We start from the raw sequence: 20,399 nt of genomic DNA on the forward strand, positions 1-20,399 counted from the left end.
TGTAGAGCCAGTGCAAAGCCGACAGAGCGAAGCGGCGTCAGTTGTATATAAAATGCACTATAAGTACGCATTGATCACTGCTGCTATGATTAAGGCAACAGCAAACCCAGAGACAAACCATGTAATCTTAGAGATTATCAGCTGTGCTTTATTTGCTGGTCTGCATTGTGTTTGTTTTTGGTGCTCTTTGATTAACTGCTCAACCTCTCGTATTAACTTTACTCTCACGGCCTCATTAGAGTTTGTTACCTGCTCTAATGCTTCCGATTGAATTTGTATAAAGTCTTTTCTCAATGTGGATTGAAAGCTTTTTGAGAACGTTTTTAAAAGTTCGGAGAACTCGTCAGAGACTTTTCCAGTTTGTTCATTGATGTACTGATCAATGATGTCCGTGCGAGAAACCATTTTGTTTAAAATCACATCTATAGCAGCGGCGTTAGCCACTGCTATGTGCAATACAGGTTCTTCAATAGAAATGAACCCATATTGGATCTGTAAGACGTTTTTTACTTCTTGAACAAATTTATCGTCAAGGATAGGCAATTCACTTTTTTTACTCATGTTTGCTGGCTTCCTTTTTTTCTGTGGCTTGGTTGTTTGTAGTGTTTGCAAAACAATCAACCCCACTGCTTTCAATGCTAGTAAATAGGTGGTCACGCATGATTTTTAAGCGATTGCGAGAAATTAGCTTTGAATTTTCAATAGCGGTATTAAATGTTATTTTTTCCTTCAATATTTTATCTAGATCGAAGGCAAAAAGCTGGCTTTTTGTTGGGAAATCAACTTCAATAACACCCGCAATGTGTCTAATATTGTCCTTATACACTTTCCAATCGCTAAATAAAATGCCATTAGCAGAAATCTCACCCGCATGATAATTAAGCCAGATGATAATTTTGGCATCCGTATTTTTTAAGTTGTTAATGACACTATCCATACCTACGGCAGTATCTTTAGTTTCTGTGCCGCCGACTATAATTGTGTGAATAAATACATTATGTCCGGCACCTTTGAGGATGCTAATGATCTCGTTTTCAACTAAATATGATAGCATGGGTAAAAATGATGATGCTCCATTATCAATAATAATATTTTCGCTCTTGCATTCTTCTAATAAGTATTCAATCATTTCCTCAGCTGCATGATGGTTAACATCGCCATTCATTTCGCAAATATTACATTCTTTTACATTTAATTCTTTCCATTGCATAAATGAGTGGTTAACAGTATCGGTATCAAAACATTCAACGGATTTTCCTATTGATTTTAGATATTGCGCTGCAAAGCTACTAAGCGTTGTTTTACCGATCCCGCCTTTACCTTGTAGAAAGAAGTGAATGTTACTCATGTTGATTTCCCCAATTTAAAAAAGTTTCTTTTCAATTTCGTCAGTGACTACGCCTTGGTGCTCTGGTGTTTTATTAAAGCTACTTTGACCAAGTTTAGGTTGTTGTGATTGTTCAGTTTGTTGTGGTTCTCTGATTGCTGGAGAATCATTCTTAACAGCGTGAGTAGGTATTACTTTGCTTTTTGATTCTGTCTTGTAAATGTGTTTATTACAAAGCTTAGTGAAGTTTGTGTAAGTGCAGGTTATCACGCCATTTTGATTTAGCTCGTTATAAGCAAATCGCATAACATGATGGTATTCTAGAGATATTTTAACTTTATCAATGTTTCGCATAAATTCGGCAAAAGCTTCGCCTTTCTTAGCCATGCTAGACCCCTTACGTATTCTCAATCAATCCGTGTCTATTGGATATTATGGTTAATTATACGAAATTATCGTTAACTCTGCACTTTTTATAATCAATTATAGTTAATTATTGTTATTTTTTGTTATCTGCAAAGCGGTTTGAGCAATTATCGTTACTTATTGTATACTCGGAGGCTGAGGAATCTTGCAAGATGTGCTTGTGTGTATACATTCGCAAGCTCATTAACACACAAGCCTCTTGTTCTGCGAAGCTGCGGCTACCGCCTTAATGCGCAATAAATTGCGCTAACCCCAAAGAACATAGGTGATAATCGATGATTCATAAGAAAGAGATAATTAATATTCGAGTGACAGCCGATGAAAAAGAAGCCATAGAAAAGCGAGCGCTCAAAGTTGGTGAAACTACATCAAGCTACATGCGAAAATGTGCATTAGGAAAAAAGATTTCTACGTCAGCGGATCATGAATCTATTTTATTGCTAATGAAAATGAATGCGGACTTAGCCCGGTTGGGTAACCTGTTTCGTCTATCACTTAAGGAAAATACTAAATATAGTTCTAACCAAATTAGAATAATTGAAAATCAGCTTTATGAAGCCACACAGATGCTAAAGCAAAAGATTGGTTCTTTATGATTATTTCAGAAATTACGGCAAAGAAAAATAAACGTACATTTAGTGGTTTACTTAATTACATGCTTGATATCTCTAATAGTGGTGAAAAGGTTGACTATCTATCAATTAGTAATTGTATTACCGATGATATTGACTTGGCTGCTTTAGAAATAAAAATGACTCAAGCTAGAAATGAGAGAACAAAAGTCAGTAAAACGATGCACTTGATTGTTTCTTTTCCAGTGGGTGAAAAACCAACACGTGAGCAAATGGATGATATAGAGCAAACAATTGCAGAGTCGGTGGGGATGGGAACGCATCAAAGAATATCGGTCGCTCATAAGAATACAGATAACTATCATCTTCATATCGCTATTAATAGAATAAACCAAGAAACTTATAAAGCTGTAAATAATTACTTTTATCAAAGAGACATGATGCGAGCGCGAGAGGAATTGGAGATTAAACATGGATTAGAAAGAACAATTCCGGGCAACGAAAAAGAAAATAAGTTAAGCATGGATGTATATGCTAACGAAAAAAGTTTCTATGTATGGTGTAAAGAATCTATTTCCGATGACTTAGAAGCCGCTTTTAATACAGCTAAGCACTGGTCTGATATAGAACTCCATTTGAAAGAAAAAGGCGTTTATCTAAAAAAAGTACGTAATGGATTGGTGTTAACTGATGGTGAGCATTCGATAGGGTTATCAAAGATTAGTAGTAAGCTTTCATTGTTTAAAATGGAAAAGAGCTTAGGAGAATATCGAGATTTTGAGCAACCTTCTAAGGCGAGTAGTTACAAGAGAAGTAACGATGAGCTTTATAAGAAGTATACAAAATCTAAAAATGACCGTGCTAAGCAACGAGCAGCGTTACTTGCCGAGCTCAAGCAAAAGAACGATCAATCCTTTTTGGCAATACGTGCTTCTAACGCTATAGCTAAAGCCCAAATAAAAACCAGTAAGATCTCGTATTTCAAAAGGCGTTCTTTGTATCAACAGTTAGCGACCAATTACGCAACTGAAAAAATCATGCTCAAGCAGGTGAATGTGAAAAAGCGCAAAGCTATCTATGAGCAGTTTGGTGCACAAACGTTTAATGACTACTTAAGGATGGAAGCCGCAAATGGTAGCGATGAGGCGTTAGCTAAGTTACGTCGAGATGGGAAGTTTATCCCTTGTTATTTGACTGGTATAGGGGATCGTGTTGTTGACGGACAAGTACCAGGTGTCGATAAAAATGGTCACTTAGTTTATGACTATAAGGGTTTTGAAATTCGAGACACAGGGAAAGGATTGATTTGTGATGGAAGCGATAGCGCGATGTTAGCCATGCTTAAGTTTGGACAATTGAAGTATGGTGATAGTTTAACGTTTGGTGATAATTCTCGTCATGCGGATATTGAGCGTATTGCACTGGGGTTTGGTGTCCATCTAGAACCGAAGAAAACCCCAATCGAACTGTTTATTGATAATCGTAATAAAGATAGAGAAAGGATTCAGTCTATAGAACCTCATCAAATGTACAGAGGTGAAGCCGGTCAATTTGTATTTGGTGGTTATCGAAACATGGAGGATCAATCAGCTATTCTGCTTCGTAAAGGTGGGATTGTTTATGTTAAGGAAATTGAGCGTAAGAGCCTGTCTAAATACAAGTCTATGAAAGTTGGTAAAGTGATCACGCTAGGGAGAAGTCGTGACCATGATGTTGAGGTGGAGTTATGATTAGAGAAGATATTCGTATTTGAAGTAAAGTGCTTCCTGCACAAAATTGAAAATGAGGTTCATTTGGGAGGAAAGATTGAACGAAGCAATGACAACCTACCGGGTTGAATCTGTTGAAATTTTGCATAAATTATTTAGTTGTCACTCTAGTCAAGATGGGTTTGGATTCTGGTTTAGAGGTCAAGCTAATTCATCTTGGGAGCTTTTGCCTGCTAGTGGTAGGGAAGAGTACCTTCTTCCCAAAGATAACAATAGGGATCTTGGTCGTTGCTCTGAGTGGGAGAGATCGGCTGTTGCGATGACTGATTTATCGGATAGTTTTATCGAAACGTTATCTATAGCTCAACATCATGGCTTAGCTACTCGGTTGTTAGATTGGACATTAAACCCTCTAGTGGCGTGTTTTTTTGCCGTAGCGAGTGAGCCGGAACAAGATGCTACATTGTATATTCTTGAAGCGATATCTATTCAACATCATGCGAAAAGTTCATTGACAAAAGAGCAGTTAGAAAGGTACGAGGGCGTTTTATGCTATCAACCAAAAGCCATCAATCGAAGGTTAATTAGCCAAAAGGGGCTCTTTACTATTCATTGTCCACCTAATGCACCTTTCCCTGTTTTTCGGTCAGTTTTTTCTCATGAAAATACGATGGTTAAACGCTATATAATCCCGGCCGATTTGAAGGCAGATATAAGGAAAATGCTGGATAACTATGGTGTTAATGAGGCAACGTTGTTTCCTGATCTAGATGGATTGGCAAGATACGTAAACCGTAAAACTCGTGAAATGAAATATTAGGAAAAACAATGGAGAACAATGAAAGATACTTAAGAGAGCTTTTAGAAGATGTTCAGGCTGTAGTAGAAAGCCATCAAGGTGAGAATTCAAGGTTACGCCATATGTTAACTAATCTGCTTAACCGTCCTAATGAAAACGGCGAGCAACCTTTTAAAATTCGAAAGCGGTAAGTAAATTGATGCTCATATAAGTTCCCCTCTCAGAAAGTACCTACATCGAAGCCATCAAAGAGAGGCGATAGCCCCTCTTTGGTTTATTTCTAATGGTGCATTTCGAGTCTCTGAGATCGTACGGTCGGTGGCGACATTCGTTCGCCAGCACTGGAATGACGTTTTTGAAATATGGGATCGAAAAACCATAAGGTTTGTTTTCCAAATACGGGAGGAAATCCAGCCGCGAAAATCAACATTGCCCCAGGAGCCAATATCTTATCTCCGGCTTCATTTTTCAATGCAGCAGGTAATTGCATTACCTCATCGATAGTTAGCAATGGACGTGCTTTTTCTTCGGTGGAATAAGTGATGTTCGTTAAGCTTTGTCCTTTTTTTCCTGACACGCTTTTTTTCAATTGTGTTACGGTCATGGTCCCTGTCATTTTTGATAGCATTTCCGCCGTCGGCACTTTGTTTGGTGCAAACGCAATTCGGATATGACAGTTTGACGTAACGGTTTCTTCTTTACCATAGTATCGATGGAGCTGCTCGGTATCTTGAATGATTAAATAAATCTTGATGCCATAACCGCCCACATACGCTATAGAGTCCTCCAGTGCTGATAGGCGTCCCATTGATGTGAATTCATCCAATAGCATTAATAAACGATGCTTTGGCTTGTCCATCGTTTCAGTAGCGCGTTTCAGTATCAATGTAAAAATAATCCGTGTCAGTGGTCTTAGGCGGTCAATATCATTAGGACGCACCACAACATACAGTGAATATGGATTATTGCCATTTCTAAGCGAATCTAAGGCAAAATCACTCCGGGATGTATTCTTAGCGACGACGGGATCGAGAAACAGTGTAAAGGCTCGTGAAGCGGTGGAAATGATACCAGAGAGTTCTTTGAATGCTTTTTTGTACATATCGGCAGCAATCTGGAGCACCACAGGATGAGTGTCGCTTTTGTCCATGTCGATAAGAGCTTGCATCTGTTCTTCATCTTTAGAAAAAGAACATTCCACTTGATTGCTAGTCGGGCACAAATGTGGAAATGTCATCATCTGAGAAAACATTACGTACACATCGAGAGTATCTGGATCTTTTAATGTTGCGCCCACATCAGCAAGACACGCCATTAAACCCGTATGTGCAGATTTGTATCGATTATGCAAAATCAAAGCAATGATTAATGAGTAAGCTTGTTCTTCGAAGTGTTCCATATCTTTCCCTTCTGGATTTGCTAACATCATGGCAATGTTCTGTGCGTCTGCTACTTCAAATCCATTGGGTTCATAACGCCCATTTACTAATTGGCTGATACGAACTTCTTCAAGTGGGTTAAATTGAATCGATTCTGGTCTCGCGGGATCAAAGCGTAAGACAATATTATTTTCTCCTTTGTGTCGCCATCCTGACGTTTCATCGTAAAGCTCACCTTTGATATCGAGAATGACGGCTGATTCAGACCAACCGCCTAGTAGGGTAGGTAAAACCAAACTCACCCCTTTACCAGAGCGTGTGGGCGCATAAGCGCAAATATGCTCTGGTCCATCATGACGCAAATAGTGCAACGTGTTGGTTTTAAGTTCTTCATAACCTCCAACGTAAACACCACGACCATTAAGTAATGAAGCTTGTTTAATCTCGCCTATATTCGCCCAGCGTGCTGTACCTGATGAAGTGTTATTACCATGTGGTTTCTTCCCTTTGTATAAGTAGAGATAAACTATGCCCATGGCCAACAGCATGGCTAATAAGAATACCAATCTAGCATGGTAAAAAAGGGGGACGTTGTTGTATTGAAATGTCCAACTTATCCAGATGAATGGGTTTAATAAGTACTGATAATCCCAGTTATACCGGGTGATAAAGAATAGTGTGAGTACCAGGTTAAGTAGTAGGAACGTTAGACACAAAAAAAGAGCCGCTTTGACTCTCGTTTTGGGTGTGAAAGAAGAGTTTGGCTTTTCTTGGTAGCCAACCTTTTTTTGCTGAATCATATGTGGTTACTTCTCCGTGTCAATTTGAATGCGCCTATCCAAATTAAAAAGAAATGTCACCAGTAAAGATGCCAACGTCTAAAATGCATTCCATCATTGGCTTTGGCATCTGTTCTGGTTTGAATTGATAATGAACTCTTCGAAGGGCTTTCATATCGTTTACAGGAGGGACGTAAGCGAATGTTGTTCGAAGGTTTTCGTCAATATTCACGCCTTGAAGAAAAGGTGGGATACCCAGTCGGTGATAACCATCCAGTTCTTCTTTGCTGGCTTGTTTGGTTAGGTGGTGAATATAGCGGCTGACCAAACATACATTGCGTAACTCTTCTCTAGCGTGCGTTCCTAAGAAAGCAAATACCCCGCCTTTTTCGTATTTAAATGTCACGTGCGCAAACATCATTGGGCGTGATGGCTTACTTAAAAGACTCCAGTTACAGCGTAAATGAAATTGCCCTTTACGCTCTTTAGTCACATAAATTTCAGCAACGCCTTCATAACCTGATTTGCCTACATCCTCTTCGTCGTAAACGTGGCGGATTGAACCCATAATGAATGTGTCGCCGACTCGCATCTCTCGAATACGAGCTCTAAAATGCAGTGGTAAACGAGCTTTATGCATGACGTCATACCCGTTCATCCGAAAAGCCACAACGTTCTGTTTTTCTCGCTCTTCTTGCTGCTCAAGCAATCGAGCTTCTTCAAATGCTGCAAGCTCTTTTTCTTCTTCTTCCGTCAATTGAAACATCGATTTCATGGTTTCTACTCCTTCAGTAATAAGAAGGGCAACCTTGAAAGGTTGCCCTGGTATGAATTGTTTTGGATTTCTTCAGCCTGGCATGAGTAGTCAGTCATAAAGCCCTTGTATTTGAATGCTGGATGGTGCGGTTAGGACTTGCTCGGGAATGTCATTTTTAACGTACTTTTTGACATACCCGTTTTTAAATCCTCGATGCGGACTGCCAGTGTTGTAATAAGACAGGGCAATTCCTAAAGCTTTCGCAGGGTTAGAGTCGATTTTTAATGCTCGCTGGTAAGCGTTGAATAAAATGTCAGAGCCTACCGATATGTTTTTGCATGGTTCGAACATATCACTAATGCTAACCCCGTAAGCGTTTAAGTTATTTGAGTTCACTTGCATGAGCCCAAGATCGACAGTATGACCAAGTGAAATGTAGTAATTGGCAAGTTTAACCGCTTGTTGCTTGGTTTTTGGTTGTTTGAATTTAGGGGGCGCTTGTCCAGGTAAAGTGTTTACATTCAGTGCGAGTGTTTTTTGGCTGGACTCTACTTTGATTATTTGTGCAATTGTCGTGGGATGAACTTGATGGATACAGTGTTCGAGTTGAGCGAAGTCAATCATGGTTCAAATACTCTTAAAAAGTGGACAGGGCTTGGCAGAGATTAGTCTTAGAAAAGATAAATAGGATTGGCTTTACCTATCACTGCACTGTCAGTAATGGGACCGTAATAGCGGCTGTCATAGCTTATTTTGGGCGCGTGATCTGAAAGCATAAAAAACTGATGCTTGGATAGAGTAAAACTTTTCAGAGCTGGAAGCGGTCGTCCCTGAGAGTCGTGTGAGAGAATGGTCGTGTTCGGGATAGATAAACCGTTAATTTTCACTACGTCATTCAGTTCTATTTGATCTCCAGCAGTTGCAAAAATCTTTTTGATAGCCGGTGTTGTATGGCTAACGCACAGACCAAGCTTGATGTAGCCACGTTCTTTTGCCATATGAACAGCATCATTGTTGGGAGGGCAGAAGAAAACCAACTCCCCAACATGATAAGAAGGTTGTTTTCCAATTTTGTAGATGCCCGGCGGATAAGAGTTGCTGGTATTAACTCGATAGCCTGCTGCATAACATAATGTCAAAGTAAATATGCTGATGGCACACATCACGTAGGTGATTTTTAATCTTTGTGTTTTCATAGGGTAGTCCCAAGTGTATAGGGTGGAAACAGAGTATTATTCTGTGTAATAAGGTTTTGATGTGGAAAATTTGGCACTCGATGTCGGAACCGGTCATTATTTTATGCTGCGAAAGTCCGGCTGCAGGCCCTTTATGACAGCAGATTATAAAAAGAGATACTTAGTTAACTGAAAAGCTCCACGCATGGCGTGGTACTCCTTTTGTCTCAACAAGAGGCTTCGCCTCGTTATAGCAGCCAAAAGCGAGCTTGATTTGTTCTTGAAGTAAAATGAAACCTTTTTATTTCAGGTGAGAAAGTGAAGGCTATTTAATAATAGCACCTCATGATGAGGTGCTATGGATGGTAAATAAGAGGACGCGAGGTATTTTTGGTACTTAAAATTGACTACAAAGGTTTTTTAATTGTGTTTTGCAAGAAGGTATAAAGCTTGCCGAATTCTTTGCTTGTAAAGAGGTAGTTTGTGTCACCATCGGAGCTTTTCAATGTGATCTTAACCTGTCCATCATTACCTTTGTTGTAAAAGAGGTTGGCAACGTACTCAGTACCATTCTTAGTGCTGACAATGTTGTTTACGTATTTATGTTGGTAGCAGGATATTGTCGTTTTAATTGGTTGTCCATCTACATAAAATACCGCTGCATCATCAATAATACCCTCCTTATCTTTGCAGTATTTAGTGTTCTCCCACACTAAACCGAATGTAATATTTGAGTTTTTTGAACTGATAAAAGCATCAACGTGGGATGAGTTTAATGCTGTGGTATAAGCTTTAAATGTATTCTGTTTATCTTGATGCCAAATCATGTCTTTATTCGACTTGGCATTTGCTGATGAGGCAATAGCCAATGTAGACAGAAGTAAAAGAGCAACTGATGAGATTTTTTTAACCAATTTTTTTGTCCCTGTTTAGTCTATGAGAATTTATTCCATCATCATGTGCTGAAAAAGTAAACGCAACGAGATTAAATTTTGTGTGCGATGTCTAATATAATAATAAATAAAAAAACGGCATTCTCATGATGCCGCTTTTATTTGATAGAGAGACTATTAATTGCGTCTACGGTTGAGCGCCAGTCCCATTAATCCAAGTAAACTAAAGAAGCCAAATGAACCTCCGCTTGATTTTCCACCATCATCAGGCTTGGGCTTTTTATCATCATCTGGAGTCACTGCTTTATTAATTGTGATTTTAGCTTCATTTGATAGGTGAAGTGTGCCTGGCGTTCCGTCACTTTCGATTTCATAAGTACATGTACTGAATGGTTTAATGTTGCCATTTAAGCAAGTACCACCTGAGATAGTTACGTTATCACCCCATGACATATCACTGACATCATTAACAAACAAAGATTGAACAGTAATTGTTTTCTTACCCTTAGCAGTAACCAAAGTTGGATAGTGCCAACCGTTCACTTTCTCTAAGATAAAGTTTTTTATTCTCGTTGCAGCGATATCAGGTCCGTAAGTGAGTCGGTCGCCATCTATTTTTGAACCTTGGTGAATTCCAATAATTTCTTGGCTTTTGTTAAACCAAGCAGAGCCACTGTCACCGGGTACTGTATGAGATTGATTTACTTGATTAAAGTAAATTTTTTCATGGTTAGCCCAATGGTAATGACTAAAAGTAAAGTCTGCACGGTTAAGTTTAGTGTTCCCCCCGAATCCATAAACCGTGATAGCCTCCCCTGGTGTTTTTTCTTCGGTGTTAATAAATTGCACTTGCTGATAGTCCGCTAGTGTGTTCAGTTTAATCAAACCTACATCACCGTTTGTTGCGCTATCATTGTCATTAAAATCAGGATGGATAATAAATTGAGAGGCATTGACCGAGTAAGTCGCATTTGAGGTAGTGACAGTGTCTAGGCTATCAGAGTGGTAAATGCAGTGTGCCGATGTCAATACAAAGCGCCCTGCAATTAAAGTACCTGAACATTTCGCATCATGGCTTTTCGCTTTATTATCTAAACGTGCTGCCGTATCTTGTGTGCGCCAATCAATTGGAGTGCCATTTTCAACGGCAAAAGTATGAGTAGAGATAAGTGTTAAAGTCAGCGCAGCAAGGTATGTTTGTTTCATCATTATTCTTTTCCTAAACATGATTCTCAATAAAGGTATTGTATCAAAATTAACCAGCACGGACGAGCTTAACTCATTGTTTTATCTATGATCGTTTAGACTAAAAAATGGTTTCTTATGATCGATCGGCATACTTCAGTTTTGATCCCAAAAACGCTCATCCTTGAGCGTTTATTTTGGTTATTTACACTCTGCTCGATAGCCTTTTGATGAGTCAGCTATAGTGGTTTCAGGCTCTGTTTTGTAATAATGACAGACCTTTTCTCCAGAAGCGCTAGTATGGCTACTTGCACACACTTTCTTGGCTGGCAAAGTGGTTTGCTTAGCAAGCAAGCCTTTGCTTCCTTTCACACAGCTTTTTCCTAGCGCGTTAGGTGATAAAGCAATGCCATATTCACCAGAAGAAGCCCAATCTACCAGGGTGCTTGATACTTTTACCCACTTACCCATTTGGTTTGCACCGTAGTCTTCATCACCAAACCAGGGATCCAAGCCGGTTGTTGCAGGTGGAATGCTATTGGCTTCATTTTGTGCGGTATTGGCTCTATCAGAGGCTCGCGCTTCATCAGCTGAAATGCGGCCATTGCAATCCAAATCCCATGTATCACAAGCTTGCGCAGCGAACCCTACCGCCGATAAAAGCGTTAATAATACTAATCTTGTTTTCATATCTGCTTTTCCTTATTTACATTGTGCGAAGGCGAGAATATCGCCTGTATGAAGAAGTTCGGTTCTGCCTGTTGTTAGGTTTTTAACTCGAACGTCTAAACCCAGTTGCCAATACTTACTTGTTTCGGCTTTGATGTAGGGTTTTAAGTCACCAAATATTTGGTACTTCGGGCCCACATTAATCTGTCCAATTCCAAATCCTATGCTTGCACTTAGACCAATAGGACATGCTGGTTTGAAGACTTTGCCGTTATGCTGCATCACGTAAGTTTCGGTCAGGCGTTTACTTACTGAGCTTTGGCTGCCATCAGCATTACGAATGAACATATCGGAAACGTTGGATAGGGCTTTGTCGCCTACGTCCCAATCATCAGTCAGTGGAACGCTGCCGTCTTTTTGCAAGAAGGCGTCATAGAGTTGAGCTAATAGCGGATCGTAAATGGTCACTTTTACATCGCCATTAGGTTGCTGTTTGGCATAAGGGAGTGTCATTAACTTTGCCGCCCACTTTGCTCGGTAATCAGGCTTAATCACGGTGGGGTTTAGAGGAAATGTCATTTCTGCAAATGCAACATCTTTTACATTCCCTCCTATCGTGACGGATTTATGTCCTGCCTGGTATCCAATGCGCTGACTCGCCCAAGGTAAAAAGTCAGGGCGAACGCAGCGACGAGCCGCTTCATCGGCTGTTGAACAGTTGATCCAAAATTGCTCATCCGTTGTGACTAAATCGGTGAGGTTAGTTGGAAACTCATCTATCTTAGGGACGCCTAATGTACGTTGCTGGTATTGATACTTCTGTAACGCCTCGATAACGAGTTCTATTTGTGCTCGATAGTTGTCGGCGGCATGAGTCTCTTTGTTGATGCTCCAGAGTCTAAAGAATCCAGTAATACCAAGGGCAAACAAACTTAATGCGATCAGTGTTTCTAGTAAGGTAAACCCCTTTTGTCTTTGCATTAGCGGTAATCCTTTTGCATACACCCAGTTTTTCCATCGAAGTATTGCAATTGCATTTGAGAAGAAATGGGAGATAAGGCTTTGTATAGCTCCAGCGTTTTATCATTGAACACATACAGCCTGGTGAGCTCCATTGCTGCTTGTTTTAAGCTGGCGACTGGAACATGGCTGGGTGGTGTAATGGTCAATTTGATTGCGTTGCTAAACGTGGTTTTAGGAGCAAAGTGATAGGTGATTTTGACGTCATACCCCGCGGTTAAAATAATGGGGTTTGCTTGATAATCATCGACCAATTGCTTGAGAGTTGGCGGGACAGAAAGTGCGCGGCATTCTGAACTCTGCCAGTGGTCGGAAATAGCGAGCTCCAAAGCGCTGAGTACTTCGGATGCGACTATTTTAAATGCCTCTTCGTTATGAGCCTTACTTATCGCCGATTGGATCATTGGTAAAGTTACCGCCAGTGTGGCACTGGCGGTAACTAAGGCTAATAAGAAAGAAAATACAGACACGCCATGCTGGCGCTTCATTACAATGTGACAGTAATGTTATTAGTCGTCACTTTGATGCTAGAACATGATGCATCCGCTTTAATACAGCGCTCTGCACTCATAGTGGCTAAACGATTGGCCAAAGCGTTAACGTTCTCTTTTTCAACCTTAGAGATAGCAACATCAATCAATGATTTATTGGATGCATTGACGGTTACTGTGTATGTTCCACCGTATTGGTTTACTCTACACCAAGCGGCTTTACTGTAACCGTAGCCTTCTTTACAGATTTCAGTGAGGCTAACGCCTGTTGCATCTGGAATACCCCCTACCCATGCATCGGTTGCTGCGCGCATTTCGGTCACGTCTGTGACGGTCGCTCCAATCTTTTGTTTGCCTTTGCCTGATGCAGCCATGCCTACGACGCCTGCAGCAACAAGGGCGGCGAGTCCCATCCAAAACACGAAATCCATAAGAGAAAACCCGGCTTGTTTGCGTGATTTCAGTACGGTTTTTTGTGTCATCGTTGTTGTTTTTTGCTCGTTTACTGTGTGAGTTGTTTTCATAATTGTTCCTTACATAAATGATGTATAAAGTTGATAAGTTGACGATACGATTAAAGAACCAAGTACCAAAATGGCAGCAAAAATACCGGCTTTAGGCAGCACTGCTTTTAATCGAGCGATACGTTGCTTGGTGTTTTCAGAATGAGACTGTGCTCCCTCTTTGAGCAGTAAAGAGTAATCGACAGTACTGCCGAGTGTTTTCATGGCACTCAGTTCGTAAGGGAGTAAAAGTCCGGTATCGAGAATTAAGCCTAGATTGGTTTGACCAATGGCTTGCTGTCTCATTTTTTTGATGTGGTATTTAACAAAGGGCGTATTGTGTTGTTCGATTTCCTCCAAAGCATCGTCCAACTTCATGCCGCAACTGTTTAAGTTGGCTAAGGTTTTTAATATGGTTGCCGCAACCGCAGTTCGATATAGAGAGAAGAGAGGCAGTGAGTCTGTTGTCTCTCGGGTGCTTCCACTCCAATTGGGTAGCGCGATAGCTATGATTACCATGAGAAAAAGAACCAATACTGATACCCAAGGCCCGTAAGTCGTCATGATATTTCTCACTGTCAGACCAAGCCCTGGGGCATAGTCGATAGTGATTAACATTTTGTCGGCGATATAAACGCCATAGAAGCCAAAGCCCACTGTTAAGATGTAGGGAAATGCCATGATCCGAACAATTTGGGCAATGATATTTTCCCCTCCTTGCAACTGGTCAACGGCGGTCATAATGCCGTAGTAGCGCTTCCCCGCTTTTTCCGAAGCTTTGATGGTCGCCAGTACAACAGGAGGTAGCCAACCCTCTAAAACATCAGAAAAACTCTTTCCTTGCCCTGGCGCTTCCAGTCCAGCTTGACCTATGGCTTTTAAGGTACTGTCCCCGTTTTCAATTAAGGCGCGACAAAAATCATGCGTACTCAATTTGTATTTATCGGCCTTTATCCACTGCTGGAGAAAAGCAATTTGCTCCTTATTGGTAAAGAGCCACTGGTCCAGCGTCTTTCCCATTATTTGCATTGCAAGGCGCCTCGCATTTCGTGGTAGATGTCAGAAACCGGAATTGGAACCAAGTTATCCACTTGCTCTGAGGCAGAAAGAATGTCTACTTGCCCCTTCACTATCCTAAATTTTGTGTGGTCTTTAATATCCACCCAGCCCCTATCAAGAAGGTGCTGCTTCCATCCGTGGGCGTCTTCTTTGATGATGAATTTGCGATCTTCATCATCAAGGACAATTAACTCCATGACGGATGCTCGTCCGCTTTCACCAAGAAAGTCGCATTTTTCACAGCCATCAGGATTGAGTATTTTGACGGATTGAAGCTCTTGTTCACTGCACAGCTTTTGCAGTTGTCCGACTTTGAAGTCCAAGCTATTTATGCCGTACTTCTTATATGTGCTACGAACGTATTCTTCTTCCCGTTCGGCGTATGAAAATGCACAATGCGGGCATAGTGTTCTTACTAACTTTTGGTGAACAAAGAGCGCCATTAAGTCTGGAGCGCCAACGATAGCGGCAGGCACTTTCAACTGACGAATAAACGTTTGAGGTACACTCATAGCGGAGTTGGTGTGTAAGGTAGTAATGGCTAACCCCCCCGTTTCTGCTTTTCGGCAGAACTCGATAGCGGTTAATGTTTCTCGAACCTCACCAATGTTGGACACATCAACGTCATGGCGAAGTGTCTCTTTACAATAGAATGCGTAGTCCAGATAAACACCACTGCCATCATAGGTTTCTTGGTTGGGTGTCACTTGTGTCTTACAAACGTTCTCTTGTGAAAATTCAACGGGATCTTCCAATGAATGGACGTTTCTTGCTGTTCGGTCCACTTTTTCCAACATGGCGTGAACCAATGAGCTTTTCCCTCCCCCCATAGGACCGGTAACCACAATCGCGCCTTGTCTTTTGTGAACCATTCGCTCCAAGGTTTCGACGTATGGCGCAGGTAAGTCCATATCCTCCAAGGCTCGAACTTTGTCTTTTGGTGTTAAACATCGAAGGGTTAATTTTGGTCCATCAAAGGTTGGGATAAGTGCCGCTCGCCACTCAAAGGTACGAGACTTACCCTCGACCACTAAATCGATTTCAAAACGATCATTCGCTGGGCGTTGATATTGAATATCTAGATTGCCTAATGTGGAAAATACGTAGTCAATCAACATCAGTCCGACTTGGCGAGGTTGGTTTTTAGCGTTTTGGTTATCCGCGAAGCGCTCAATGAATTTTCGTGTGCCATGAACTCGAATTAAGAACTTAGTGGATTCTCGGGTGGTGAGTACGTGAACATCAGAACTGTTTTCGTTGACGGCGGTTTGGCATAAAGAACGTAATTGTTTTTCAACGGCGTTCAATTGGGTTTTGTCTTTGTTGCTGGTACGCTGGCGTGTTAAATCATCAAGGGCGCTATCGACCTCGCTTTGATGTACCTTTTCAGTTTTTACTTTTTGCCCGACCATGCACTCTAAGCTTTGAACTAAGTTAACAATTGCCCCCAAATTGGGGGCTTGTAAGTTAGAGGTTTTGACGGTGAGGTCATTATCAACAAAGGTGTAACCATCATCACGACATAGCGTTGACAATGCATCCCCTTCTTCTTTCGTTAATTGATAAATGGAAGTCATAGTCCCCCCTTTAAAAATCGTGTTTTCTTACCCATGCTTAGCATGACGCCAGCTTCAGAAATGGTTTTTACTTTGACTCCGTGATAAACATTGCCCTCTTTCACTTGGAAAGCTTGACCACCAGAAAAAGTCAGATAAGCCGTCCTTTCCGCTGCACTAACAAAAAGCCCACTGAGCGTGAACTGGTCAATGGGCTTTACTGGATGACTGGCTAGAGTCTTCGGGGATGATGTGTTCGTGTTACCCACATCGAGGATGGTTATCGGGGGAACATAACTCCCCGACCTTTCACTTACCCCCTCTTGTTGTGATCGTCTTGTTTCAGACTTCGCTCTTTCAATGCTAGATTGCATATTGGCTAAAAAAAGCTCATGTGATTTTGCGATCACTTCTTTTGCGCCTTTATCCAACTTAATCGTTGTTTGGACTAATGCTGGTTTTGGCTTCACCTTGATGATGGGCGCTGAGACGGTAGGCTTTGCCGCCGTAATTGCTGGTATCTCTGCGTCATCCTTTATCAGCATGGGAGCGACCCATACAGCAATAACAGCCAAAGCACCAACCACCAGGACAGATATTTGGACGTGTTGTTTGGATATTTTCATTGATTTTCTCCGATGTATTTCAGGTTCATTTCAACGCGGTATGTGGCGATGCCATCAGGAGCGATTGCGATAGAATTGATACCGATTGGCAGTTCACTGAATGTATTGACGAGTGATTGAAGTTCATTGACATAAACGTCCTCTTTTCTCACGGTCATCTCTAATGCAGTGAATGTGGCACTTTTGCTTTCCTTAAAGCTGTCTACTCCCCAGCTTTGAACCACTAACTTATCGATAAGCGGTTGTATTGAACCATAAGTAGGTATTTGATTTTCCCAATGGTTTAATGTGGTGCTTATGCTTTGAGTAATAAGAAGCCGGTCAGGGTATAACGTGGCAAATGGTTTTAGATCCGAATGCATCTCTAGCCATGTTTGTGCGACTGAATAAAGACCTTCCTTTTCACGCATCACGGTAGCTATCACTTGGTGACCATTTAATGTGATTTGGTTAAGTGACCATCCTTTGGGTAGGAGCACACCGTATGACGCCATTCGAAATGCACTGTTGATGGCTTCAAAGGCGGGTAACGTTGTTTTCATCTGCGATCGATACCCTAGATATTCATCAATGACTTGCTCCTCTTGAGTCTGCTTGGCATCTTGTTTTGTTGGTGACCAAATCAAAAGTAAGGCGATAAGCAGTACCGCCAGACTCGTAAAGATGGTTGCCATCTTATAAGAGCGCTTAGCATTGAGTTCAAAACCAAGGTATTCGTTATCATTGAGTGGATGGATAGAGCATACTCTGTCATTTAATCCAATCTCATTGAGGCGCTTTCTCACCTGTGCATACGCCACATTGACTTCGCTTGGTTCGGTCATGTAGATGGTGTCACTACAAGCGAGATCGACCTCATCTAAATCTCCAACGGGAAGTACGATGGATTCTCGTACCACGCCATCACGCACCAACATAAAAAACACAGAGTCACCCTGGTAGGGAGTGATCAAGCTCCAGCAAGGTGCACTCTCTTCATAAAAGTCTGTGATTTTCTTAAGCCACACTTCAGAGAGAGCAACACACCCGGGCAAATCTGAGTAGTAATGGACGAGCCATCCGTTCTTTTTTGTGGTGTAAGTAAATTTGGCGGGAAACTTTCGACTTAACTTAAAAGCGCTCGTGGTTTGTGATGAAGCGATAACATGATTTGGTATGTTAAATTCATTCATTTCACTCTCCGAGGTGTGAGTAACACCAATGTTTCGACCGTTTCATGTCCGCTGGCTTGGGAGCCTAAGCCATCTAACCCAAATGATGAGGATTTGTTGGCCGTTTTGGTTTGCTGCTTAATTGAACCCAGAACCACGGTTTGCCCGTAACGCACCTTATTGGTGAAAGATAAGTCTGCGTCACGTGTTGAGATAAAACGTAACTTCGCATTGTCAATGACGTCTGTGTAATCTCCTGCAATCTTGGTCAATTTCCCTGTTGTGCGTATCCAGACAAAGTTATCTTTCACGTTGGTATTGACCATCATGTCGATACCCTCTTTGACTTTTCCTCGCGTTGTACTGGTTGATGTTGTCGTATCAGTCACGTCTTTGGAAATATCAGACAGGTATGGAGTGGTGAGAGTTTGTGCAATATGTGCAGGCTGTGAGCTAAGCGTGAGGATATTAATAGGTGTACTGGTTGATACCGTGCCTTGTTGCTCTAGCGCCTTAATAAATGCAGTCGTCCCATCCCATTTACCTCGGCCAGTAAACGCTAATCCAGAGCTACCACTGATTATATTTGATGCGGTGGAGGTGCCCGGAATAATGAACTTAAGTGAGCCATTCCCAACATTTTTTAAGAGGTTCCAATCAATGCCTTGGTCTTTACCAAGATTACTCCGAAACTCTAATATCAGTGCTTCGAGCAGTACTTGATCATTGAGCTTGGCCTGGTAGGTATCGACGAGTTGTCGAACTTGAGCCATGCGGCTAGGTGTGGTTCGAACGGTGATAGCGGATAACCCGGGCACGACTTTTACTGAGCCGACTAACTTCTCTTCATCGTCGGATTGCTCATCGATAAGAATGGCTTTCATTGCATTGGCAACTTGCTCCACGATATCAACGTTGTCATAAGTCGTCGTGAGGTATTGCCCGGTGACTTTTGCTCCGCCATTTTCGGCGTCAGAGCCAGATTGTTCTCCTTTGCCTCCCTGCTGACCTGAATATTTACCTGATGGAATATCTAGCGCAAAAGTATCACTTTGATAATAACCGACGCGGACGGTTTCACCTTCGGTTGTGATGGCATATCGGGTAATACTTGTGAGTATATTGATAATAGATTTACGAGAGGCGTCCATGTTAATTGTTACAGGTGCATTAGGATTTGCATCTGGATCAAAAACCACATCAATGCCCGTCCCTTTAAATAGCTTGGTTAAGACTAATGAAAGGGGCAATTGAGTCGCTTTCAATCGAACGGTTTCTTTTAACCATGCGGGGGAATCGTCGCGCTTAATCGGTGTTGGGATTGCTGGAGGTTTACTTAAAAAGCTCACGTTACCTAAAGGGGACGCTTGTGTTTCTCTTGCTTGATCCATTTGCTGTTGTGTTGCCAATGCCTGTGCTTTCGTATCACGATAATCTTGGCTCACACAACCATTAAGCATGGTGATAGCAAGTGATAGATAAATGGTTGTCTTTTTCATTATTCTTTCTCTCTAATAATCACGAGACGCGAACTTTCAATCAGTTCGGCTCGTACCGGGTAGCCATCCAAAATGGTATCGAGGGCTAAATCTAATGCGCCTCGTGGCGTTACTATTCCGTAAGGTGCCATCAATGGATAATCATCCTTTGATGTCCATGACTTGATGGGACCATCAGCAACCCAAGTCCATCCGTAAGCCCTGGTAATATTCGCCACGGCTTCTTTGAGGGACTGACCATGAACCCACTCAATCTGCGGCCAGGTATCTAAGGTGTGAACCGCGGCTATCCCTTTTTGCACATCAAAGTCCAAAGGCAAATCTAAGCGCTTTCCGAGTGCTTTGATGGTTTGTGGAAGTGTTCCGGTAAAGTTTATATTTTGCTTAACAGGCGTAAGCAGTATGCGACGTTGTTGGTTATCCAAGGCCCAAGCTATACGGTTAATATTTTTTGATTTAAACCATGATTGGATGGCTCTAAGTGGTGCTTCTCCTTTTGCAACAAAAAAGGTGGTTGGTAATACCTTTTTAGGTGGGGTAGGTGGAAGCATCTTTTTGGCTTGGGTTTGTGGGAGAGTTGGCCCCACTTTTTCTATGGAAACTCGCTTAAGTGGCGTTTTGCCGATAGCCGTGGATTTTGGTGGTGGGGTTTGAATGTTCTTCAATTCCACATAGCCTCGTTTGTCGTGAACAGGCTTAACAATAGGCGTTGATACCCCTGAAATTAATAAGCGTGAATCTTTTAATTCAGCACTGACGGGATTTGTTGAAGCCCAACACGCAAACGTGGTGAAGCCTCCCAATAACACTAGGAATTTGTTCAT

General features: G+C 41.6%; 23 protein-coding genes. 4 read left to right on the plus strand and 19 right to left on the minus strand.

Going from position 1 to position 20,399, the window contains the following annotated elements; translation table 11 throughout:
* Positions 1–57: 57 nt before the first annotated feature.
* Genes AACR11_RS08070 through AACR11_RS08080 form a run of 3 tightly spaced genes read right to left on the minus strand, consistent with a single transcriptional unit; the run spans position 58 to position 1,714 of the window.
* Positions 58–561 (minus strand): hypothetical protein, encoded by a 504-nt coding sequence (locus AACR11_RS08070; RefSeq protein WP_017191197.1) that lies wholly within the window; start codon positions 559–561, stop codon positions 58–60.
* A complete protein-coding gene (locus tag AACR11_RS08075; RefSeq protein ID WP_017191198.1) occupies positions 554–1,348 on the minus strand; it encodes a hypothetical protein in 795 nt (264 codons plus the stop codon). Before AACR11_RS08075 ends, AACR11_RS08070 begins: the two co-directional genes overlap by 8 nt.
* Positions 1,349–1,363: 15 nt before the next feature.
* On the minus strand, positions 1,364–1,714 hold the full coding sequence (locus AACR11_RS08080; protein WP_017191199.1) for a hypothetical protein: 351 nt from the start codon (positions 1,712–1,714) through the stop codon (positions 1,364–1,366).
* 314 nt (positions 1,715–2,028) lie between these two features.
* Between AACR11_RS08080 and AACR11_RS08085 the strand changes: the two genes are divergently transcribed.
* From AACR11_RS08085 to AACR11_RS08100, 4 genes are all read left to right on the plus strand, one after another.
* Positions 2,029–2,349, plus strand: coding sequence for a plasmid mobilization protein (locus AACR11_RS08085; RefSeq protein ID WP_017191200.1), 321 nt, complete (start codon positions 2,029–2,031; stop codon positions 2,347–2,349).
* Entirely contained in the window at positions 2,346–4,055 is a 1,710-nt protein-coding gene (gene traI, locus AACR11_RS08090; protein WP_079324273.1) for a TraI/MobA(P) family conjugative relaxase, read from the plus strand. Before AACR11_RS08085 ends, traI begins: the two co-directional genes overlap by 4 nt.
* 76 nt (positions 4,056–4,131) lie before the next feature.
* A complete protein-coding gene (locus AACR11_RS08095; protein ID WP_223295701.1) occupies positions 4,132–4,854 on the plus strand; it encodes an FRG domain-containing protein in 723 nt (240 codons plus the stop codon).
* 8 nt (positions 4,855–4,862) lie between these two features.
* Positions 4,863–5,024 carry a hypothetical protein gene (locus tag AACR11_RS08100; RefSeq protein WP_189338759.1) on the plus strand — a complete coding sequence of 54 codons (162 nt, stop codon included), beginning with the start codon at positions 4,863–4,865 and terminating at the stop codon, positions 5,022–5,024.
* Between the two features lie 89 nt (positions 5,025–5,113).
* On the opposite strand, the gene AACR11_RS08105 is transcribed toward AACR11_RS08100, so the two are convergent.
* The 16 genes from AACR11_RS08105 to AACR11_RS08180 all read right to left on the minus strand — a co-directional run bounded on the left by AACR11_RS08105 (position 5,114) and on the right by AACR11_RS08180 (position 20,399).
* Positions 5,114–7,012, minus strand: coding sequence for a type IV secretory system conjugative DNA transfer family protein (locus tag AACR11_RS08105; RefSeq protein ID WP_079324275.1), 1,899 nt, complete (start codon positions 7,010–7,012; stop codon positions 5,114–5,116).
* A 43-nt stretch (positions 7,013–7,055) separates the two neighbouring features.
* Positions 7,056–7,766 (minus strand): hypothetical protein, encoded by a 711-nt coding sequence (locus tag AACR11_RS08110; protein WP_079324277.1) that lies wholly within the window; start codon positions 7,764–7,766, stop codon positions 7,056–7,058.
* A 90-nt stretch (positions 7,767–7,856) separates the two neighbouring features.
* Positions 7,857–8,372: a lytic transglycosylase domain-containing protein gene (locus AACR11_RS08115; RefSeq protein WP_079324279.1), complete on the minus strand. Its 516-nt coding sequence runs from the start codon at positions 8,370–8,372 to the stop codon at positions 7,857–7,859.
* A 47-nt stretch (positions 8,373–8,419) separates the two neighbouring features.
* On the minus strand, positions 8,420–8,944 hold the full coding sequence (traF, locus tag AACR11_RS08120) for a conjugative transfer signal peptidase TraF (RefSeq protein WP_017191209.1): 525 nt from the start codon (positions 8,942–8,944) through the stop codon (positions 8,420–8,422).
* Between the two features lie 386 nt (positions 8,945–9,330).
* Positions 9,331–9,837 (minus strand): hypothetical protein, encoded by a 507-nt coding sequence (locus AACR11_RS08125; RefSeq protein WP_017191210.1) that lies wholly within the window; start codon positions 9,835–9,837, stop codon positions 9,331–9,333.
* A 156-nt stretch (positions 9,838–9,993) separates the two neighbouring features.
* On the minus strand, positions 9,994–11,025 hold the full coding sequence (locus AACR11_RS08130) for a trypsin-like serine peptidase (protein WP_223295702.1): 1,032 nt from the start codon (positions 11,023–11,025) through the stop codon (positions 9,994–9,996).
* Between the two features lie 177 nt (positions 11,026–11,202).
* Positions 11,203–11,691, minus strand: coding sequence for a hypothetical protein (locus tag AACR11_RS08135; protein WP_079324281.1), 489 nt, complete (start codon positions 11,689–11,691; stop codon positions 11,203–11,205).
* A 12-nt stretch (positions 11,692–11,703) separates the two neighbouring features.
* On the minus strand, positions 11,704–12,651 hold the full coding sequence (locus AACR11_RS08140) for a type II secretion system protein (protein ID WP_079324283.1): 948 nt from the start codon (positions 12,649–12,651) through the stop codon (positions 11,704–11,706).
* Positions 12,651–13,178 carry a hypothetical protein gene (locus tag AACR11_RS08145; RefSeq protein WP_017191214.1) on the minus strand — a complete coding sequence of 176 codons (528 nt, stop codon included), beginning with the start codon at positions 13,176–13,178 and terminating at the stop codon, positions 12,651–12,653. The genes AACR11_RS08140 and AACR11_RS08145 overlap by 1 nt, the downstream gene beginning before the upstream one ends.
* The gene (locus tag AACR11_RS08150; protein WP_079324285.1) at positions 13,178–13,705 is read right to left on the minus strand and encodes a hypothetical protein; all 528 of its coding nucleotides are present in this window, start codon (positions 13,703–13,705) and stop codon (positions 13,178–13,180) included. The genes AACR11_RS08145 and AACR11_RS08150 overlap by 1 nt, the downstream gene beginning before the upstream one ends.
* 9 nt (positions 13,706–13,714) lie before the next feature.
* Positions 13,715–14,713, minus strand: a complete 999-nt coding sequence (locus tag AACR11_RS08155; RefSeq protein WP_017817484.1) for a hypothetical protein — start codon at positions 14,711–14,713, stop codon at positions 13,715–13,717.
* Complete coding sequence (locus AACR11_RS08160; protein ID WP_079324287.1) at positions 14,704–16,320, minus strand: GspE/PulE family protein; 1,617 nt, start codon at positions 16,318–16,320, stop codon at positions 14,704–14,706. Before AACR11_RS08160 ends, AACR11_RS08155 begins: the two co-directional genes overlap by 10 nt.
* Positions 16,317–16,925, minus strand: coding sequence for a hypothetical protein (locus tag AACR11_RS08165; RefSeq protein WP_079324289.1), 609 nt, complete (start codon positions 16,923–16,925; stop codon positions 16,317–16,319). The genes AACR11_RS08160 and AACR11_RS08165 overlap by 4 nt, the downstream gene beginning before the upstream one ends.
* Positions 16,922–18,097: a hypothetical protein gene (locus AACR11_RS08170; protein WP_079324291.1), complete on the minus strand. Its 1,176-nt coding sequence runs from the start codon at positions 18,095–18,097 to the stop codon at positions 16,922–16,924. Before AACR11_RS08170 ends, AACR11_RS08165 begins: the two co-directional genes overlap by 4 nt.
* Positions 18,094–19,575 (minus strand): type II secretion system protein GspD, encoded by a 1,482-nt coding sequence (locus AACR11_RS08175; protein ID WP_017191220.1) that lies wholly within the window; start codon positions 19,573–19,575, stop codon positions 18,094–18,096. The genes AACR11_RS08170 and AACR11_RS08175 overlap by 4 nt, the downstream gene beginning before the upstream one ends.
* Entirely contained in the window at positions 19,575–20,399 is an 825-nt protein-coding gene (locus AACR11_RS08180; RefSeq protein WP_079324293.1) for a hypothetical protein, read from the minus strand. Before AACR11_RS08180 ends, AACR11_RS08175 begins: the two co-directional genes overlap by 1 nt.

Source organism: Vibrio sp. L85 (genome assembly GCF_963871815.1).
Lineage (GTDB): Bacteria > Pseudomonadota > Gammaproteobacteria > Enterobacterales > Vibrionaceae > Vibrio > Vibrio harveyi.